A 15,666-nucleotide genomic window follows, 5' to 3' on the forward strand; every position below is an offset into this window, starting at 1 on the left:
GCCATGAGGTCAGGAGAAGGGGTGGGTGACCCGTCGGGTCACCCACCCCTTCGCATGCTACGGGTCTAGTCGGCCGAGCTCAGGGCCTAGGGGCGCCCCTGGGCCTGGATCAGACCGGCCAGAACGTTTTCGAACGCCCTGTTCATCACTCCGTTCGATCCCCACTGTACGGACCACGTGATCTCCGTGCCCTCCTCCAGGAGGTTCTCCAGATTCGGTCCGCACACAGGGCACGGCTGCCGTTCGGTGTAGAGCGCGTTGATCTGCTTCGGTGAGACGCCCTTCGTGGCCAGCTGCTCAAGGATGTCGTCCTCCGCGTGGAAGCCGCCCCCCTTGCTGAAACCGACGACGAGATCGCCGGTCTTCGGGTCGTTCCAGCCCGGCACCCTCGCGACGGCCACATTCCTGTTGCCGAAGATACCGAAACCCGACTCGATTCTGGCCCGATAGGCCATGTTGGAGAGTTCGGTGCTGTTGTACGCGATCAGCCCGTCGCAGGAGTACTCGGGAACCGGACTCCCGATGGTTCCCATAGGAGCGAAATTCGCCACCTGGGTCGCCAGTCCGACAGGGGCGGCCCGCGAAACCTTCCGGCAGGAGGCGTAGTACTTCTCCGCCATCTTCCCGGCGATTCCGGCCATGGCGGCGTCGGAAAGCCTGAGGGCGCCGAGCGCCTTCCACGCGTCGACGAAGCGGATTCCGGTCCTGGCAGCAGCGTCGACCGCGAGGACGGCGTCCGCGATGGGGCGGATGATCTTGCCGGCGAACAGGGACGCCACATCCACCACGGCCCAGGCGCAACCGCCCCAGCTCCCGTTCTCACCACCGGGGGTGAGTTTCTGGGCGCACCGGATCCAGCTGCCGAAGAGGATGTCGACGGGGTCGACGCCCTTCTGGTACTCCCCGATCGTGATGGTGTGCGTGACCTCGGTGTACTGCGTGTCCGTCTGGTGCTCGTCCAGGAACAGCGTGTCCCCGGAGAAGCACGAGTTCTCCCATACCTCCGTGGCACACAGGTACAGGTCGAGGTCGGCTTTGTACCCGATCCTCTGGGTCATCGTGCAGTCGCCGTCGTAGAAGAGCTGGTCCCACCAGCCGTCGCAGCCTTCGGTCTTCTTCAGGACCTGCGGCTCGCCGACCTGCTCGATGCGGTTGACGACGTAGAACACGCCACCGATGAGTCCGCCGGCCTCGTCCGGGACCGTCCCGGTCTCGATCTGCCCGGTGTTCCCGGCGTTCTCGGCCTGGGTCGCGGCGTCCTGGGCGGACTCGGCGTACGCCTGGGCGTCCTTGGCGGCTTCCTCCGCCGCCGTCGCCGCGGCGTCGGCCCGCTCGGCGGCGGCCCTGGCCTGGCTCGCGGACTCCTCCGCCTGCGTGGCGGCCGCGCGGGCGGCGGCGGCGTCCAGGGCGGCGGCGTCGGCGGAGGTGCGGGCGGCTTCGGCGTAGCCTTCGGCTCGGCCCGCGGCCTTGTCGGCGGCCTCCGCGTCGGCCGTGGCCTGTTGGCCGTACTCGATGGTGCGGGCCAGTGACTGCTGCGCCTTCGCCGCGGCGGTCGCCGCCGCGGCCGCGTAGGTCAGCGCCTCCTTCGAGTAGCCGCGGGCGTCCGCGGCGTGCTTGGCGGCGGTCGCCGCGTGCTGGTAGGCGGCCTTGGCGTCGCCCTGTGCCTGGTTGGCTATGGCCTGGGCGGCAGCCGCTTCCTCGGCCGCGTTGGTGGCGTGGGCGTCCGCGACGGCCTTCTGCTGCTCGGCGATGGTCTTCGCCGCCTGGCCGGACAGGACCACCAGAGAGGCGGCCGAGTCCTTGGTGACGTACGGCGAACCGAGCTGGATCGCGTCGTTCGCGGGAGCCGCGACCTGCGCCGCCGAGTTCCCGGCGTCCACCGCGGCCTGCGCGGTGACATAGGCGAATCCCGCCGCCTTCGCGGAGGCGGCGGTGGCCTTGTCGGCCTCGGCCTTGGCCGCGTCCGCCTCGGCCTTGGCCGTCTTCGCCTGCGCCTCGGCCTCGTTGGCCGCCTTGACCGACAGCGCGGCCTCGGCCGAAGCGTGCTCGGAGGCGTCGATGGCGTCCGCGGCGGCGCTGGTCGCGGTGCGCACCGCGGCGTCCGCCCGCAGCTTCGCCGCCTGCGCCTCGTCCGCGGCCGCGCGGGAGCGCTTGGCGGCGGCCTCCGCGCGGGTCGCCGCCGCGTCCGCGTCCGCTGCCGCCTGGGTGGCCGCGTCGGCAGCGGTACGGGCCCGGCCGGCCGCCGCCTCGGCGTCGTCCGCGTGACCGTCGGCCTCGTTGGCCGCCGCCCGCGCCGCGTCCGCCGCGTCCCCCGCTTCCAGGGATTCGGCGTAGGCCATCTTGGCGTCGGCCTTGGCGCGCTTCGCGTCCGCCTTCTGCTGGGCGTCCCACGCGTCGTCGCGCAGTTCCCTGGCACGATCCCGGGCGGTTTCTGCGTCCTTCTGCCGGGCGACCGCGGTGGCCTCAGCGGTCTCGGCCCTGCCCTTGGCGGCCTCGGCGTTGGCCGCCTCGGTTTCCGCGGTCTGCCGGTGCCCGGCCGCCTCCGACTTCTTGAGGTCGGCGGTCTCCTTCTCCTTCTTCGCCGTGGCCTCTTCGGCCTCGGCCTTCAGTCGCTTGGCGTGCGCGTCGGCCGCCGCCGCCTTGGCGTCCGCCTCCGCGACCAGGGACTCGGCGAGCTTGGCCTCGGCCAGCTCCATGTCCTTCTTGGCGTTGTCACGGTGCAGTCTGGCCGCGTCCGCGGCCGCCTTGGCCTGCAGTTCGGCCCGGTAGGCCGCTTGCCTGCGGAACTCCGCCTTGGACTGCGCGGTCTGCGCCAGGGCCCGCTGGGCGATCGTGGCGCTGTCCGCGGCAGCCGCCCGGGTGGCCGCCTCGGCCGTCTCGCCGGCCTTCACCAGCGCCGCGACCGCGGCCGCCGCTCCCTGCGTGACCTGCGCCTTCTGCTGGCCGACCAGCAGACCGCGGCCCCGGGGCGCTCCGTTGGCGTCCGCGATCGCGTACGCCGCCTGCTCGGCGGTGGCGCTGGCGGTCTGGGCGGCCGTCGCCGCCGTCGCCTGTCGCTTGAGCACGGCCAGCTCGGCCACTGCTCCCGCGCGCGCGGCGCTCAGCCGCTGCGACGCCTTGGTGAACTCCGTCGACGGCGGAACGCTGCCGTTGTGCTCGGAGACCTTGAACAGCACCTTCTGCGTGGCAGCGGTGCTGCAGGCGGCCGCGAGCGCGTCTTGTCCAGCGGTGTACGTGGGGAAGTTCAGGCACTTGTTCGCCCCCAGGTTCTGCAGGGTGGCGCCGGCCCGGACGCTGAACTTCCACACCTGCATGGGCGTGCCGTTGCAGGTCCAGATCTGGATCTTCGTCTGGTTGGTGGCGACGTCGAGGCACTTCTGCGAGTTCACGTTCTGCAGGCTGTAGCCCTCGCCGTAGCCCCCGTTGATCCTCCACTGCTGGGCGGCCGCCGTGGAGCAGGCGACGACCTCGACGGGCGTGCCGTTCGCGGTGCCGGAACCCTGCGCGCCCAGGCACTTGCCGGTCGCGCCGGGAATCTGGATGGCCATCGGGGAGGTGCCGATCCAACCGATGCCGCCCGAGGACCAGTAGTCCTGCCAGCGGGTGATGTGGTCGGCGACCCATGAGTGGCCGAGCAGCTTACCCATCGACTCGGAGGCCACGGTCAGCGCCTGGACGGCGTTCTTGTTCGCGGTCAGGATGGCGTTTCGCTGGGCGGCCTGGGAGCCGATCTCCTGCTGCCACTCCGCGCCGGCGGTCGCGGAGACCTCGCCCAGTACCTTCTCGGGGTCGATCGGATCGCGCCACGCACAGGCGGCGAAACGCGACTTGAGGTCCTCGACCGCGACCCGGTGCTCGGCGGTACCCGGCAGCGGTGCCTTGTTCGGGAAGCCGCCCGAGCTCAGGAAGAGGCGGGCGTTGTCCGCGCCGGTCGGCTCCAGGCTCCAGTCCGTCAGGTGCTCGTAGGCGTCCCGCAGGGCGAGCTGTCGGTCCCAGTCCGGCAGGGACGGGTCGGGGTCACTGCCGTACAGCGGCTGCCCCAGAGCCTTGACCGCCGCGATGGTCTCCGCGTCGGCCGGCGGAGTCGCGTCCTCGTAGAAGTCGCTCTCGTTCTTCCAGAACCGGTCGGCGACCCATGCCGTGAGGCCGGTCTGGGAGTGGAAGTCCTCACCATCGTCACCGCTGGTCCCCGGCGGCCACTCGAAGTCGGCGACGGAGCCGAAGCCGCCCGGCGTCGTGAGCCCGGTTATCTTCCAGCTGTCGTGGAGCGCGTGGAGCCGGTCCAGCTCGACAAGCGCGGCATTCCGGTCCGACGTGTACGCGGTGGCGAGCGGAGTCTTCTCCCAGTAGGCCCGGTCGGCCAGCTCCCGCAGCCGCTCCGGACTCTGGTTGAGCCCGTCCTGCGCGGTGGCGGCCATGGCCGGCCCGCCCAGCCGCAGTACGTCGCTCATCAGGCACTGGTCCTGCCGCAACTGCTCGGCGGCGGTGTCCTCGTACCAGTCGTAGTCGGCGGCCGCCTCGGTCGGCGGTGCCGTGTAATCGGTGCTCACGCCCACCCCGGCCACCACGGCCATGGCGAGCAACGGGGGAAGCAGACGGCTGGTCAAGCGGGACAGTCCGGACAGGGGTTGAGAAGACCCTGGAGGTCTGGAGCGCAATGGAATACCAGTTCTGATCAGTGAGCCGACCGAAAGCTGTGACGGTGCCGGCATGACTCAGCGCGCCTAGCGCCCCCGAACCTGACGGTCGCTCAAGTACGGGGTCCGGACATAGAACAGACGTCCGAACCTGGGGGCAGGATGGTAACCGGAGGGCACCCGGCATGAATAGAGGATGATCTTCTCTCGCAGGGGAGTTGAGCAGATCGGCGACCTCGCGGTGCCGTCAGAGCGGCAGTGTTCGCGTTCGGCTCCGCGCGGCGGCGTGACAGGGGGTGGAGCTGTCGGGCGGGGCGGGGCGCGGCGTGGCAGCGGCACCTCTTCGTCCAGGACGTCCGCGAACATCGCGCCGGCGTCGCACTGGGCCGTCAGCCACGTCCTGGCCCCCGTGCGACGTCGGCGGGCCAGGACGTCCTGGCCGGGAATGCCGGTGCGGCGGCGCAACGGAGCCGCACCCGGCCGCAGTCGGGTCCTCCCGCAGACGATCCCCGCCCGCTCCACCTCGCTCGCGCAGCGCACACGGACATACGCGTGTCGGGGCCCACGGCGCCGGGCGCGCGCGTGGACAGCGCGCAGAGTGCCGACAGAGCGGCCGGACTGCGGGAACGAGCGACTCAGCCGCCGCTCTTGCGCCTGAACGATCGCTGGCTCGCAGCCGGGCCGTGCGCCGCACGCACCTTCGACGCATCCGGGTTGGCGGCGACATCGGCCGCGTCCGCCTGCGCGCCGCGCTTGCGCGCCAGGGCTTCGCGGAACTTGCGCTTGAGGTCGTAGTTGCCGTCACTGTCCGGCGCCAGAGGGGCCGTCTCGGGCTCAGCCGGCTCCGAACCTTCCGTGGACGCGGGCTCTGCGGTCATGGTGACCTCCTGGGGTCGGTGGTGGGCAAGCACAGGTTGTCATGTCGGGCGCGATGCGGGGTACCGGCGGCATCTCCTGCTTGGCCTCGGCCGGAGTGCGGGCCCCGCCGGCCTTTCCTCGGCATCGTCCGGCACGGTGATCCTCGCCCGTCCAGGCAGCCGGCGTCGCGACAAGCGGGCCGCCCGGATGCCGGCGTACGCGCTGAGGCCCGCCCTCGCCGTCATTCGGGTGTCGACGGTTCCACCGGCGAGGACGTCGAGGGTCTCGTCGACGTAGCGCCAGGCAGTGGCGGTCGAGATGCCGAAGCCGGATGCCAGGGCGGGCGGCGGCTCGTTCTTGCGCAGGTGCGCCAGCGCGAGCAGGGCCTGCTGGAAGCACCCCGGCTTCCCCCACCGCGAACGGCGAGGCCGCGCCGGAGGCCGCCCGCCTGGCTTCGACACCGGGGCATACAAGGAGCGCAACACCGTTGAACGGTGCATCGCCCGGCTCAAGCGGTGACGCGGCCCGGCTATGCGAACCGACAAACTTGCCATCGCGTATCAGGCCGCACTCCACCTGGCTGCCGTTCTTGTCCGGACTCGTCGCTGACCAGACATGACGACGCGCCACTGAGCGGAGAAACGCGGTGGTCCCGGCCCGAAGGCACCCATAGCATCCGCCTATGACCGAGAACATCAGGATCGCAGTCGACGAGCATGACGCGGAGGCTGAAAGGGAGCTTTCCTGGCGGGCCAAGTCCGTCGGCCTCGCCACACTCGACATAGATGACGCCGAGCTCATACACAGCTGGAGATCCGACCCCGTAGCCGCCCACCACATAGGCATCTGGCCACGCTCGCTCACCGCCGTGCGCGAGCGCATCGAACGCGACATCGAGGACGACGATCGCGACGACTTCCTCATCTACCCTTCCGGCGGCACCCCTGTCGGCTACGTCGCACTGACCAGCCAGAACGTCGTCAGCGGCACAGCCCAGGTCGAGCTGATGCTCGCTGCTCGACATCGCGGGCACGGCCACGGCACCGCTGCCCTGGACGCCGTGGTGGACCTGGCCTTCGGCGAACTCCCGATGTATCGGCTCACGGCGGAAACGCACACCGACAACACTCCCGCGCTTGCCGTCCTTGCCAAGTCCGGCTTCACCCAGGAAGGAGTCAGCCGTGCCGCCTGCCTCCACCGCGGCCGCCGCCACGACCTCGCCGTGTTCTCGCTGCTCCGCCCCGAGTGGGAAGAGCTGAACCGTCCTCGTGCCTGGGACGCCTGACCGGCGGAGCGCTTGTCCAACACCCGGTCCAGCCAGGCGCTACACCCCTCAGGGGAAGCACGACGGTTGTCACCGGACTGGCGCGCCACTTGTCACCGGCAGCACGCGAATCCAGATAGGGAGCGGGGCCTGGCCGCCCCATGGTCACACGGCCCGGTCGGTCAGCAGGGCGATGGCGCATCGGGTCTGCAATGCGGCCAGTCGACGGACCACCGGGGCCGCGGTGGCCAGCAGGAGCACCCCGATGGCGGTGTTGAAGCCGATGTCGGCGGCCCGCGAGGAGGTGTCGAATATCAGCTCGACCAGGCCCTGGTTGTCCTGCCCCCGAGGCAGGGACCACGACCAGGTCGCGTAGAGCAGCTCACCGATGCCGCCGAGGGTCCATGTCAGTGCCACGCTGAAGGTGATGACCTGGAGCGGGAAGGCGACGACCAGATGAACGAGGTCGCGCCAGGACCGCGGATCGCCTACCGCGCGCAGCGTTCCCGCCCATCCCGTGCCGGACGGCCGAGGGCGGTGCGGCGGCGACGGGCGGCCGGTGACGGCCGTTACGCGCCGGCGTTCCCGGTTGGCCAGGGCCCGGGCCGCTCGCAGTGTTCCGGCCAGGATCGGCAGCCCTGCCCAGATCACGAGGGTGGACACCCCGAGGACGACGCCGGTCACCGTGACCGTGAACGCCGCCAGCCCGAGCGGTAGTCCCGACAGCAGGTATCCCAGCTCGCGGCGGAACCGACGGACACCCGGCTCGGGTGCGGTGGGCGCCTGCGGCCCAGGGAGGAGTGAGGCGGTCTCGGTCATGGGACCACGCTCGCGGTTTCACGGTCCCGCAGCGAGCCTGCTACCCGGCCACCGGGGGGTAGGGCTTGCCCCACCCCTCAAAGTCGGGACGTCTGGTTCGGTAACGGGGCACCGAGTTCGATCGCCCCGCCCTCACTGCTCTCGAGGGCCGGGAGTATCTGGCGGTCGAGCGGTTGCTTGACCGTGACAATGCCGGGCGCGAAGTGGCGCCGGCGCGGCAGTCAGTTGTCTGCGTACTCCCCGAAACGCTGCTTGCCCAGCGTGCGCTTCATCTCGGCCCGCTGTACCGGGGTGCCGCGCTGCTCGCTGTGGACCTGTGCGAGGCGGTCGAGCGCGTCGTCCCGCGTCGGACACCCCGGCTCTTCGCACCGCCGACCCGTTTCGTCGCGGAACCGGAGAGCGTAGGGGTGTGCGCGTCCGCCCTGCCGTTCGCAGCTGCGGGTCTTGAGGCAACTGTCCATTCCACGGATGAGTTTGGTCGCCACGGACGCCGTTCCTGACCCATGCCGGTAGTTTGCTGCGGAGAAACGCCGGTCTGGACGGGCAGGCGCCGACGGCCGGTCGGCACCGGTCAGACGGTCGAGTCCGGTTCCTCGGCGTCGACGACGTGCACGGCCGCTTCCTCGGCGCTCGCCGCACCCCCGTCGATGCCCTCGTCCCGGGCGATCAGTTCCTTGGCGGTGTCGGTACGGACGCCTTCGTCCGGTGCCTTCAGTCGCCCGGCGCGGTCGGTGCCCACCTCGGTGTCGATCGGCTCCCCCTGCCCGCCGGGCAGGTCTCCCAGACCGTCCCCTTCGGGCTCCGCCACGTCCGGGACTTCCTGGGACAGCCTTTCGTCCAGGGTTTCGCCGGCACGCTGCTCCTCCGCCGTCGTGCCGTACTTGGTGACGCCCAACGGCTTCTCGGGAGGGGAGTAGCCCTCGTCCAGCATGTCGTCGTAGGTGCGCTCGTCCACGGCGTTCTCGAGGTCCAGGGGAGCCGCGTCCTCTTGCTCCTCATTGGTTCCCGTGGGCTGATAGGCATCGTCCGCCATCTGGTTCTCACTCATGGGGCCTCCTTCTGTCATGACTGTGAAAGCCGCGGCCGAGGGGGTGCGGTGATCATGCGCCGAGGTGCGTGATCGCGGTGTCCAGCCGCGACGCCAAGGCGTCGATGTCCTGCTCGGTCGGTGGGCCGGACGGCAGCGTCGCCGCCAGGTCACGGCCGGAGGCGATCTCGACGGCTCCGCGGTACGGGTCCGATGCCAGCCGGTCCCAGGGGACGACCTCCGTACGCCCCTCCCACAGTACGAGCGCGTTGTTTCCGCCCGATTGATCGAGGAGGGCGCGGACCTGCGCGCGCGTGACCACCACGGTCCTCGTCCCCTTTCACCGGCTCCCGGAGCCGGAACCGGTTTCCGAGGGGTTCTCGGCTTCCTCCTCGGATGCGGCCTCGACACCGTCCAGGGGCTCCCCGCTGCCGGTGCCGGCCCGGTGGTAACCCTCTCGGGCGCTTGCCGTGCCGGGCACGACGCGCTCCCGGGCCCGGCTCTCCGCGCCGGAGTGGGCTCCCGGTTCCTCACTGCCTCGGGCGCGCTCGTACGCGTTCTGCCGCGCGGCGTCCGGTGTGCGCTCGGTCATCTCGCTGTCCTTCCGTCTCGATGCTCCCTTGCGGCGGCTGCCCGCGAGAGGGCGGGCGAAACAGCCGGGAGCGCCAGGCCGGTGGCACCCGTCCCGCGGGTGTCACCGGCCTGGCGGAGAGAGGAGGTGCCGGCACTCTCAGGAAGGTTCTTCGCCTCGTCCGCTCATCGCGTCACGCAGGCGGTCGACGAGCCCGACCCCCGGGGCCAGAAGCTTGTTGGCGGGCGGCTTGTCGGGGGCGGACGGGTGCGGACGCGTGGGCGCCGTCTTCTTGGCCTGGCGCACCTTGTCGCCGAGCTTCTCCAGCATTTCCGTGGAACACGCCTGCCGCAGGCGAGGGAACAGATTGTTCTCCTCGTCGTTCACGTGGCTGCGGATCTCCGTCATCAACTTCATGACGAGCTCGTCGAACCGGGGATGATCGGCATCGCATCCCTCGAGTTCCTTCATGATGCGTTCCGCTGCCGCGTGATCTTCCAATTCCTTGTCGGCCATGCTGTCGCCGTTCGGAACGTGCTCGCGTACGGCGGGATAAAGGTATGCCTCCTCGGCCACCGAATGCCGGACGATTTCCATGGTGACCTGGTCGGCGTACACCTTTCTGCGGGCGTCACCGGAGGGCATTTCCTCGATGTTCGCGAAAAGTTCCTCGACCTCCTGGTGGTCGGTCATCAATTCCTTGATCACGTCACCGCCGTGCCCCATGGGGAGTGCCCTTCTCTGTGAGGTTGCTGGCCACTCAGTGAATCGCGCGACGCGCACAGAACGTGGTTCCGCTCCACTCAGCGTGTCGGCCGCGCTTGCGCCGAAGGGGCTGTGACCTGCGCCATTCCTCGGACGCCCGCGAGGCGATACGATCCCCTTTCTCCTTTTCGCCCCCCGCTTACTCCGAATTGGTCACCCGTGTCGGCAGACTCCCCTCTCTCCTCGCTCATAGCGGCGACGGCCCAGTGGATCATTCACGCCTATCCCTCCGGCCGCGGGGCCTTGCAGCGAGGCCTCGCCGAGGCCCAGGCGCGCCAAGCCGTCACCGTCGCCGCGTGGCTGCGGTACCCCACGGAGCTGGACGCCCAGCTGATGAACCTGACGGGGCCCGGTGGCTCCGCACGGCTCGACTGGGTCACGGGTGCGGAGGCCGACGAGGGCGCGTGGGATCCGGAGCTGCACGCGTGGCGCACGTGGGTGGACGAGGTCGTCGCGAGTTGGGCCGCCTGCCTGCTCGGCACGCCGGCCTTGGTCACCGCGGCGCTCGCCGTTCTCGCCGGATCGACGCGGGCGGCCGGTGAAACGGTTGATTTCCGGCGCCTGAGTCATCCGAGCCAGAACGACCGGCAAGCGGCCGCGCTGCTGCGGCACCCGGACCTCCTCGCTCCTGTGGCCGAGCTCCATCACGCACAGCTCAAGGACCTCCTGGAAAGCGGTGCGCCCTCCCCGTCCTGACCGCCGCCGATGCCCGTGCTGTCGGGGTACCAGCTGACCGGCGGGCAGTGCGTCGCTCTCGTGGTTCTCGTCGAGCGTGACGGGGAGGGGGGCGCGGCCGTCGCGGCGAGGCCGATGGCGTCGAGCTCGGTACCGGCGCGGGCCCCTTCGGCGGGGTGCAGCAGCGTCGCCTCCCACCGGAAAGGACAACGCCGTGGCCCACAAGTACCGTCCGTGAAGGTCGCGAGCCTCCCCGACAGGGTCGCGAACCTGCCGGAAGCGCGGGCCGCGCTCGGCACGCTGGGGTGGCGGCTCCTCCCCGTCACCCCGGGACAGCACCCGCCGGACCCGGCCCGGGCCCCCGGGCGGTATGGCACCGGCCGGGCACCAGCGTGGCCGTCATGCTGGACGAGGGCTGCGTCGTCCTCCAGCTCCTCTGCACCGCCCACGGCGCCGAATCCCGTCCGGGGCAGCCTGACCTGTGACGCGGTTCGGCCGCCGCGTCCCTCTTCCCGCCCGAGCCGTCGCAGCCCGTAGAGGACTGGGCGAACGTCCGGACACGGCTGAGTGCCGTGATGCGGTCCCTCTGCGCCGGAGTGCCCACCTTCCTCGGCAGGTTCACCCTGCACCTGTCCTCCACCCGCGACCCGCTCCGCTTCGTCAGCGCCTGGAACGAGGCGGAGGGCCTCCGGGTCGAGGCGTTCACGCACTTCGCGGACCTGGCCGACCCCGAGCGGCTCACCGGCCTCGGCCGGCGGCGGCGCGGTGGACTCTGGCAGCGTCTCTTCCCCGGGGCGCCGCAACGGGGCGAGCCGGCCCGTGAGGCCGCGGCCCTGCGGGTGGACGCGCTCCGTACCCTTGAAGTGGACGCCTCCGAGCTGGTCTACGCGGGCGAGTTGACCGCCCCGGGCGGCCTCCGGCACCTGGAGCTGCCACACCTCGGTGTCTCCCGGGAGGCGACTGCGACGGGAGCGTAGGCGTGACCGTCCCGTGTGTCCGGTGATGCGCCGGTACAGGTCTCCGCCAGGACTGCCCGGCATCGGACCGGTCAGCTGCCGAGGCGCTGCCGGCCGGTGCCCCCGCAGTACGAGCAGTCCATTCCGAGACCACGTTCGACACACCACAGGCCGTCCGCCGAGCGGCCGACCGAGGAGACCTGCCTCGAATTCCATGTCACGCGCGACGGCGGCCACGACGGCCCGCCAATTGCTCCACAGCCAGTTCGCCGAACGCTCGAACTCCTCGGCCGTGCCGTGGATTTCCTCGCCCGAAGCCGCTCCCGCCCCTCTTTCGATCCTCGCGCGTCCCGCCGGATACGATGCCCGCATGTCCCACACCATCTGCGCTCTCGTCGTGGTCGGACCGGTTGACACCGAGCGGGCCGAATCAGTGGGACTGCGCGCCGTGCTCACGCACGAGGACATCAGCGTGTTTCCGATCGACCACTATTTCTCGGCCTATTGGGCTGCGACGCGAGGAAACCACGCGCAGCTCGACGTGCCCGAGGGGATCGTGTCGGAGAGCGTGACGTTCCCTGGTGAGGCGGTGCTGCACGACCTCGTCCGCGAGGTGACCGGCAGGCGCGGGCCTCGGTTCGCCATCGTCCAGACCGATTACTTCGCCGGTACGGGAGGCCAATGGGCGGCGGCCTTCGACGGCGAGGAACGATTGACACCTGACCGGGCGTCGATCAACCAGGCGTTGGCGGCACTGGGCGTGAGGGCGACCGCCACGATGGACGAGTTCGACGTGATCGGCCTGGGCGGGTTCCGCAGCAACCCGGACCACCTTCAGGTGTACGCGTCTCTGTGTGACGAACTCGGCGTGTGAGACGGACAGGATCGTCACCGAGCCGGTAGACCGTCTCCAACGTCACCATCGGTACGACGTCAAAGCCTACTGAGGGAGTACGCCATGAGGAGACGTCAGTTGACCCACCGGCTGATATCCGTGCCGGCCGTCACGATCGCCGTGTTCACCGCGACCGCCCTGGGCAGCGCACCGGCCGCGCATGCCGCCGGACCCGCCGAACTTCGTCTCGTCCCGCTCGGTGCCGGCTACGAGGCCGGGCTCAAGCAGCAGGTCGGGTACTGGAACCTCAACCGGTTGTCGGCCGCATCGCTCAACGGTGACGGGTCCGAGGCCGTCGCTCCGGCGGCCGGATGGGACGACACCGCCCGGCCCTGGGCCGACGGCGGGAAGGTCACCCGTACGACGGGCAAGCTGGTGATGCGGATGCGCGACGCCGACGGCGCGGGTACGACCGATGGCCTCGCGGCCTGCACCGCCACGGTGGTCAAGAGCCGGAACAAGAGCGTCGTGGTCACCGCGGCCCACTGCCTGCGCGTCAACTGGGGCCTGAACGGTCCGCTGAACCAGATCGCCACGAACGTGCTGTTCATCCCCGGCTTCCGGGGCGAGAACCTGCCGCGCGTCGCCCCTGGCACCGACCTGGACAGCGGTCCGGCGATCGGCCCCGACGTCGCCCCGTACGGCGTGTGGGCGGTGACCCGGGCCTGGTGGACCGAGGGCTGGGCGGCCCAGGCCAACCACTTCAACAACAACGACATGGCCGCCATGGTCGTCGACGACCCGGCCGACGACCGCCCGGTCGAAGAGGTCGTGGGCGGCGGCCAGTCCATCGGCTTCAACCCGGCCCGCACGACACCGCGCACCAACTTCGGCTACCCCAGCGTGAACTTCAAGAGCTACAGCGGCCCCAACTTCGCCGGCACCGGCGCGGCGGTGATCAACGGCTCCCCGAACGTCAACAACGTCCCCGCCGCGCGGCAGCGCATCTACGACGGACGCTCCCTGATGTTCAGCCAGGGGCCGTCCTGGATCAACCGCGAGTGGTGGTGGGACACCAACAGCGACCTGATGAAGACGCAGCTCAGCCCCGGCGCCAGCGGCGGCCTCTGGTTCAAGGACTTCGACCCGGTCACCGGTGAGGGCGTCCTGGTCGGCGTCACCTCGCACTTCGCCCAGTCCAGCACCGGCGGCCTCGACGCGATCGCCGAAGCCGAGTCCCGGGCCCCCAGCCCCTACATGGCCGGGACGAACTTCGGTGACCAGGAGAAGGCCGCCTTCGAGACGGCCCAGTCCGTCACTCCCGGAGCCTGATCGCGACCGGCGCCGACCGACGGGTTCGGACCGACTCGGGCCACGAGCGCCGTCGGCTCGGCTCCGACCCGGACGGACACCGACTTAGTGATCACGGTGAAGTCCGCCCTGTGCTTCCTGCACGCTCGCCGGACGACCCGTCCATGTCCTTACGGCTCGGCCGGGCCGTCGAACCGGTGGCCGGGACCGGCCACCCTCCAACGGTGAAGCGTGGTCCGTACCCCCAGGGTGCCGCCCCCGACCCCTCGATGCCGAGGGGAGGGAGCGGCGTCGCGTCGGGGAGTCCGGTCGCGCTACCTCTGCTGCGCAGCTTCCCGGGCCTGCTCGGCGATGTCCTCCAGGACGACCTTCGGGTCGGCGGACGGCGCGACGGCCTTGCCTATGTTTCGCTTGACGGCGTCGCTGACCTGCAGCCAGGACGGTTCGTTGACCGGGTAGAGCCGGGCGCCGCGCAGAGCGTTCAGGAACTGCTCGGCGCTGGGGTCCGCCGCCGCGTCCTGGGACGCCTCGGTGGCGGACACCGTCGACGGCAACAGGTGGTAGCGCCCGGCGAACTCGTTGAGGTTCTTGTCCTCGTAGACGAAGTTGAGGAAGGAGCCGACCAGTTCGCGATTGCCGTCGTGCTTGAAGGCCATCATCCAGTCGGCGACGCCCACAGCCGGCGGGGTTTCCTCGTCGTCCAGCGTGTCCGACACCGGCATGCGCAGCGTGTCGACCTTCATGCCCTTCTCCCGCGCCTGGTGAAGGAGCGAGGGGTAGCCGTTGACCATCCCGACGTCGCCGCGCAGGAAGGCCGCGAAGGCGTCCTTCCGGTTGAGCTCGGCCGGCGGGACCGGGCCGGTCAGCGCCGGTGAGACCAGGTTCTCCTTGATCCAGCGGAACGTCTGCGTGTTCTGCTCGGACGCGAGGCTGTAGCCGCCGAGGTCGTCGGCGTATCCGCCGCCGTTGCTCAGTTCCCAGATCAGGGCTTCGGCGTGTGCCTCCTCGGGGCCGAGCGGCAGGGCGTACGGGTACAGCACGCCCTCCTCCTTCAGCGCCACGGCCGCGTCCTTCAGGTCCGACCAGGTCTTCGGCGGCTTCGCACCCGCCTCCTCGAACAGTTCCTTGTTGTAGAAGAGCAGCCGGCTGCTGGCCACGAACGGGAAGCCGTAGAGGGTGTCGTCGATCGATCCCGCATCCGCGAGTGGCGGCAGGAAGTTCGCCTGCGTCCTGATCGACATCACCTCATCGGCGGCATAGAGGCGGTCCTGCGCGGCGAAGTCGGAGTACGCGCCCATCAGGGCCACGTCCGGGGCGTTGTCCTCCTGGACCATGCGGGTGACCTCGCGGTCGATATCGGCCCACGGGTGGATCGTCACTTCGACGCTTTTGCCCGGGTGGGCGGCGGTGAAGGCCGCGGCCAGCTTGTCCCAGTACGCCTTGGAGCTGGTCGCAGGGCCGTCGCCGTACTCGGGGACCACCAGGCGCAGCGTCGTCCCGCCGCTCCCGGACGAGCCGCAGGCGGTGACGAGGGTCCCCAGCAGTCCGAACGCGGCCACGGAGGCGGTCATGCCGAAGAGTCTTGGTCGCACAGATCTTTCCTCTTGGTCTTTTTGGGTGGTGCGACCGGAATCCTCTCCCAGCCCGGGGTGCATTGCGCCCCCCGGCGAACGTTTGTGGTCGTAACTCCAATCGGGACGATTCCGAGTGGTGTTTTCCGATATGCCGATACCGATTCCGGCGCGTGCAAACCCTTCCATGATGTCCAGAACAACTCCGGAGAGGAGCGTTGACGAATGGACGGGAAAAGGACGTCGCCGGCTTCGCGGCACCACGGCAGGGAGGGCCGGGGGGCCCCGGCCCCGGGGGGCGCCCCCCCCCCCCCGGGGGGGGGGGGGGCCGGCCCCCCCCCCCCCCCCCCGCCCGCGCGCGCGGGCCCCGGGGGGCC

14 protein-coding genes and 2 pseudogenes are annotated in these 15,666 nt (G+C 70.5%); 6 read left to right on the forward strand and 10 right to left on the reverse strand.

What is annotated here, in order from left to right; genetic code table 11:
- Nucleotides 1-86: 86 nt before the first annotated feature.
- From ACFWUY_RS36620 to ACFWUY_RS36630, 3 genes and pseudogenes are all read right to left on the reverse strand, one after another.
- Nucleotides 87-4,574: a nucleic acid/nucleotide deaminase domain-containing protein gene (locus ACFWUY_RS36620; protein ID WP_384120341.1), complete on the reverse strand. Its 4,488-nt coding sequence runs from the start codon at nucleotides 4,572-4,574 to the stop codon at nucleotides 87-89.
- A gap of 698 nt (nucleotides 4,575-5,272) precedes the next feature.
- Nucleotides 5,273-5,515, reverse strand: coding sequence for a DUF5302 domain-containing protein (locus tag ACFWUY_RS36625; RefSeq protein ID WP_384120287.1), 243 nt, complete (start codon nucleotides 5,513-5,515; stop codon nucleotides 5,273-5,275).
- 243 nt (nucleotides 5,516-5,758) lie between these two features.
- Nucleotides 5,759-5,926, reverse strand: a pseudogene (locus tag ACFWUY_RS36630) (transposase family protein); the annotation flags it as partial.
- On the opposite strand from ACFWUY_RS36630, the pseudogene ACFWUY_RS36635 reads away from it, so the two are divergent.
- Nucleotides 5,907-6,104, forward strand: a pseudogene (locus ACFWUY_RS36635) (IS5/IS1182 family transposase); the annotation flags it as partial. The pseudogenes ACFWUY_RS36630 and ACFWUY_RS36635 sit on opposite strands and share 20 nt — an antisense overlap.
- A gap of 73 nt (nucleotides 6,105-6,177) precedes the next feature.
- Nucleotides 6,178-6,780, forward strand: a complete 603-nt coding sequence (locus tag ACFWUY_RS36640) for a GNAT family N-acetyltransferase (protein WP_384120290.1) — start codon at nucleotides 6,178-6,180, stop codon at nucleotides 6,778-6,780.
- Between the two features lie 144 nt (nucleotides 6,781-6,924).
- Here ACFWUY_RS36640 and ACFWUY_RS36645 read toward each other — a convergent pair whose 3' ends face one another.
- The 6 genes from ACFWUY_RS36645 to ACFWUY_RS36670 all read right to left on the reverse strand — a co-directional run bounded on the left by ACFWUY_RS36645 (nucleotide 6,925) and on the right by ACFWUY_RS36670 (nucleotide 9,902).
- Nucleotides 6,925-7,578, reverse strand: a complete 654-nt coding sequence (locus ACFWUY_RS36645; RefSeq protein ID WP_384120293.1) for a sensor domain-containing protein — start codon at nucleotides 7,576-7,578, stop codon at nucleotides 6,925-6,927.
- 221 nt (nucleotides 7,579-7,799) lie between these two features.
- Entirely contained in the window at nucleotides 7,800-8,063 is a 264-nt protein-coding gene (locus tag ACFWUY_RS36650) for a hypothetical protein (protein WP_384120298.1), read from the reverse strand.
- Between the two features lie 86 nt (nucleotides 8,064-8,149).
- Nucleotides 8,150-8,626, reverse strand: a complete 477-nt coding sequence (locus tag ACFWUY_RS36655) for a DUF5709 domain-containing protein (protein WP_384120305.1) — start codon at nucleotides 8,624-8,626, stop codon at nucleotides 8,150-8,152.
- Nucleotides 8,627-8,678: 52 nt separating this feature from the next.
- Nucleotides 8,679-8,930 (reverse strand): hypothetical protein, encoded by a 252-nt coding sequence (locus ACFWUY_RS36660; RefSeq protein WP_384120308.1) that lies wholly within the window; start codon nucleotides 8,928-8,930, stop codon nucleotides 8,679-8,681.
- A 15-nt stretch (nucleotides 8,931-8,945) separates the two neighbouring features.
- Nucleotides 8,946-9,197, reverse strand: a complete 252-nt coding sequence (locus ACFWUY_RS36665; protein ID WP_384120311.1) for a hypothetical protein — start codon at nucleotides 9,195-9,197, stop codon at nucleotides 8,946-8,948.
- Between the two features lie 138 nt (nucleotides 9,198-9,335).
- Complete coding sequence (locus ACFWUY_RS36670; protein WP_384120316.1) at nucleotides 9,336-9,902, reverse strand: hemerythrin domain-containing protein; 567 nt, start codon at nucleotides 9,900-9,902, stop codon at nucleotides 9,336-9,338.
- A 198-nt stretch (nucleotides 9,903-10,100) separates the two neighbouring features.
- On the opposite strand from ACFWUY_RS36670, the gene ACFWUY_RS36675 reads away from it, so the two are divergent.
- The 4 genes from ACFWUY_RS36675 (at nucleotide 10,101) to ACFWUY_RS36690 (ending at nucleotide 13,739) form a co-directional block, all read left to right on the forward strand.
- Nucleotides 10,101-10,637 (forward strand): hypothetical protein, encoded by a 537-nt coding sequence (locus ACFWUY_RS36675; protein WP_384120322.1) that lies wholly within the window; start codon nucleotides 10,101-10,103, stop codon nucleotides 10,635-10,637.
- 554 nt (nucleotides 10,638-11,191) lie between these two features.
- Complete coding sequence (locus ACFWUY_RS36680) at nucleotides 11,192-11,593, forward strand: hypothetical protein (protein WP_384120326.1); 402 nt, start codon at nucleotides 11,192-11,194, stop codon at nucleotides 11,591-11,593.
- A gap of 349 nt (nucleotides 11,594-11,942) precedes the next feature.
- Nucleotides 11,943-12,446: a hypothetical protein gene (locus tag ACFWUY_RS36685; RefSeq protein ID WP_384120331.1), complete on the forward strand. Its 504-nt coding sequence runs from the start codon at nucleotides 11,943-11,945 to the stop codon at nucleotides 12,444-12,446.
- Nucleotides 12,447-12,530: 84 nt separating this feature from the next.
- Nucleotides 12,531-13,739 carry a trypsin-like serine peptidase gene (locus ACFWUY_RS36690; protein ID WP_384120333.1) on the forward strand — a complete coding sequence of 403 codons (1,209 nt, stop codon included), beginning with the start codon at nucleotides 12,531-12,533 and terminating at the stop codon, nucleotides 13,737-13,739.
- Between the two features lie 293 nt (nucleotides 13,740-14,032).
- On the opposite strand, the gene ACFWUY_RS36695 is transcribed toward ACFWUY_RS36690, so the two are convergent.
- Nucleotides 14,033-15,289 carry an ABC transporter substrate-binding protein gene (locus tag ACFWUY_RS36695; RefSeq protein WP_384120336.1) on the reverse strand — a complete coding sequence of 419 codons (1,257 nt, stop codon included), beginning with the start codon at nucleotides 15,287-15,289 and terminating at the stop codon, nucleotides 14,033-14,035.
- Between the last annotated feature and the right edge of the window lie 377 nt (nucleotides 15,290-15,666).

It is taken from the genome of Streptomyces sp. NPDC058664 (genome assembly GCF_042716635.1).
Lineage (GTDB): Bacteria > Actinomycetota > Actinomycetes > Streptomycetales > Streptomycetaceae > Streptomyces.

What these genes read in the sequence shown, in the direction of transcription:
- ACFWUY_RS36620 (WP_384120341.1), bottom strand. Translation starts at nt 4,574, where the DNA reads ATGGCCGTGGTGGCCGGGGTGGGCGTGAGCACCGATTACACGGCACCG.
- ACFWUY_RS36685 (WP_384120331.1), top strand. Translation starts at nt 11,943, where the DNA reads ATGTCCCACACCATCTGCGCTCTCGTCGTGGTCGGACCGGTTGACACC.
- ACFWUY_RS36665 (WP_384120311.1), bottom strand. Translation starts at nt 9,197, where the DNA reads ATGACCGAGCGCACACCGGACGCCGCGCGGCAGAACGCGTACGAGCGC.
- ACFWUY_RS36680 (WP_384120326.1), top strand. Translation starts at nt 11,192, where the DNA reads ATGCGGTCCCTCTGCGCCGGAGTGCCCACCTTCCTCGGCAGGTTCACC.
- ACFWUY_RS36655 (WP_384120305.1), bottom strand. Translation starts at nt 8,626, where the DNA reads ATGAGTGAGAACCAGATGGCGGACGATGCCTATCAGCCCACGGGAACC.
- ACFWUY_RS36670 (WP_384120316.1), bottom strand. Translation starts at nt 9,902, where the DNA reads ATGGGGCACGGCGGTGACGTGATCAAGGAATTGATGACCGACCACCAG.
- ACFWUY_RS36690 (WP_384120333.1), top strand. Translation starts at nt 12,531, where the DNA reads ATGAGGAGACGTCAGTTGACCCACCGGCTGATATCCGTGCCGGCCGTC.
- ACFWUY_RS36625 (WP_384120287.1), bottom strand. Translation starts at nt 5,515, where the DNA reads ATGACCGCAGAGCCCGCGTCCACGGAAGGTTCGGAGCCGGCTGAGCCC.
- ACFWUY_RS36640 (WP_384120290.1), top strand. Translation starts at nt 6,178, where the DNA reads ATGACCGAGAACATCAGGATCGCAGTCGACGAGCATGACGCGGAGGCT.
- ACFWUY_RS36645 (WP_384120293.1), bottom strand. Translation starts at nt 7,578, where the DNA reads ATGACCGAGACCGCCTCACTCCTCCCTGGGCCGCAGGCGCCCACCGCA.
- ACFWUY_RS36695 (WP_384120336.1), bottom strand. Translation starts at nt 15,289, where the DNA reads ATGACCGCCTCCGTGGCCGCGTTCGGACTGCTGGGGACCCTCGTCACC.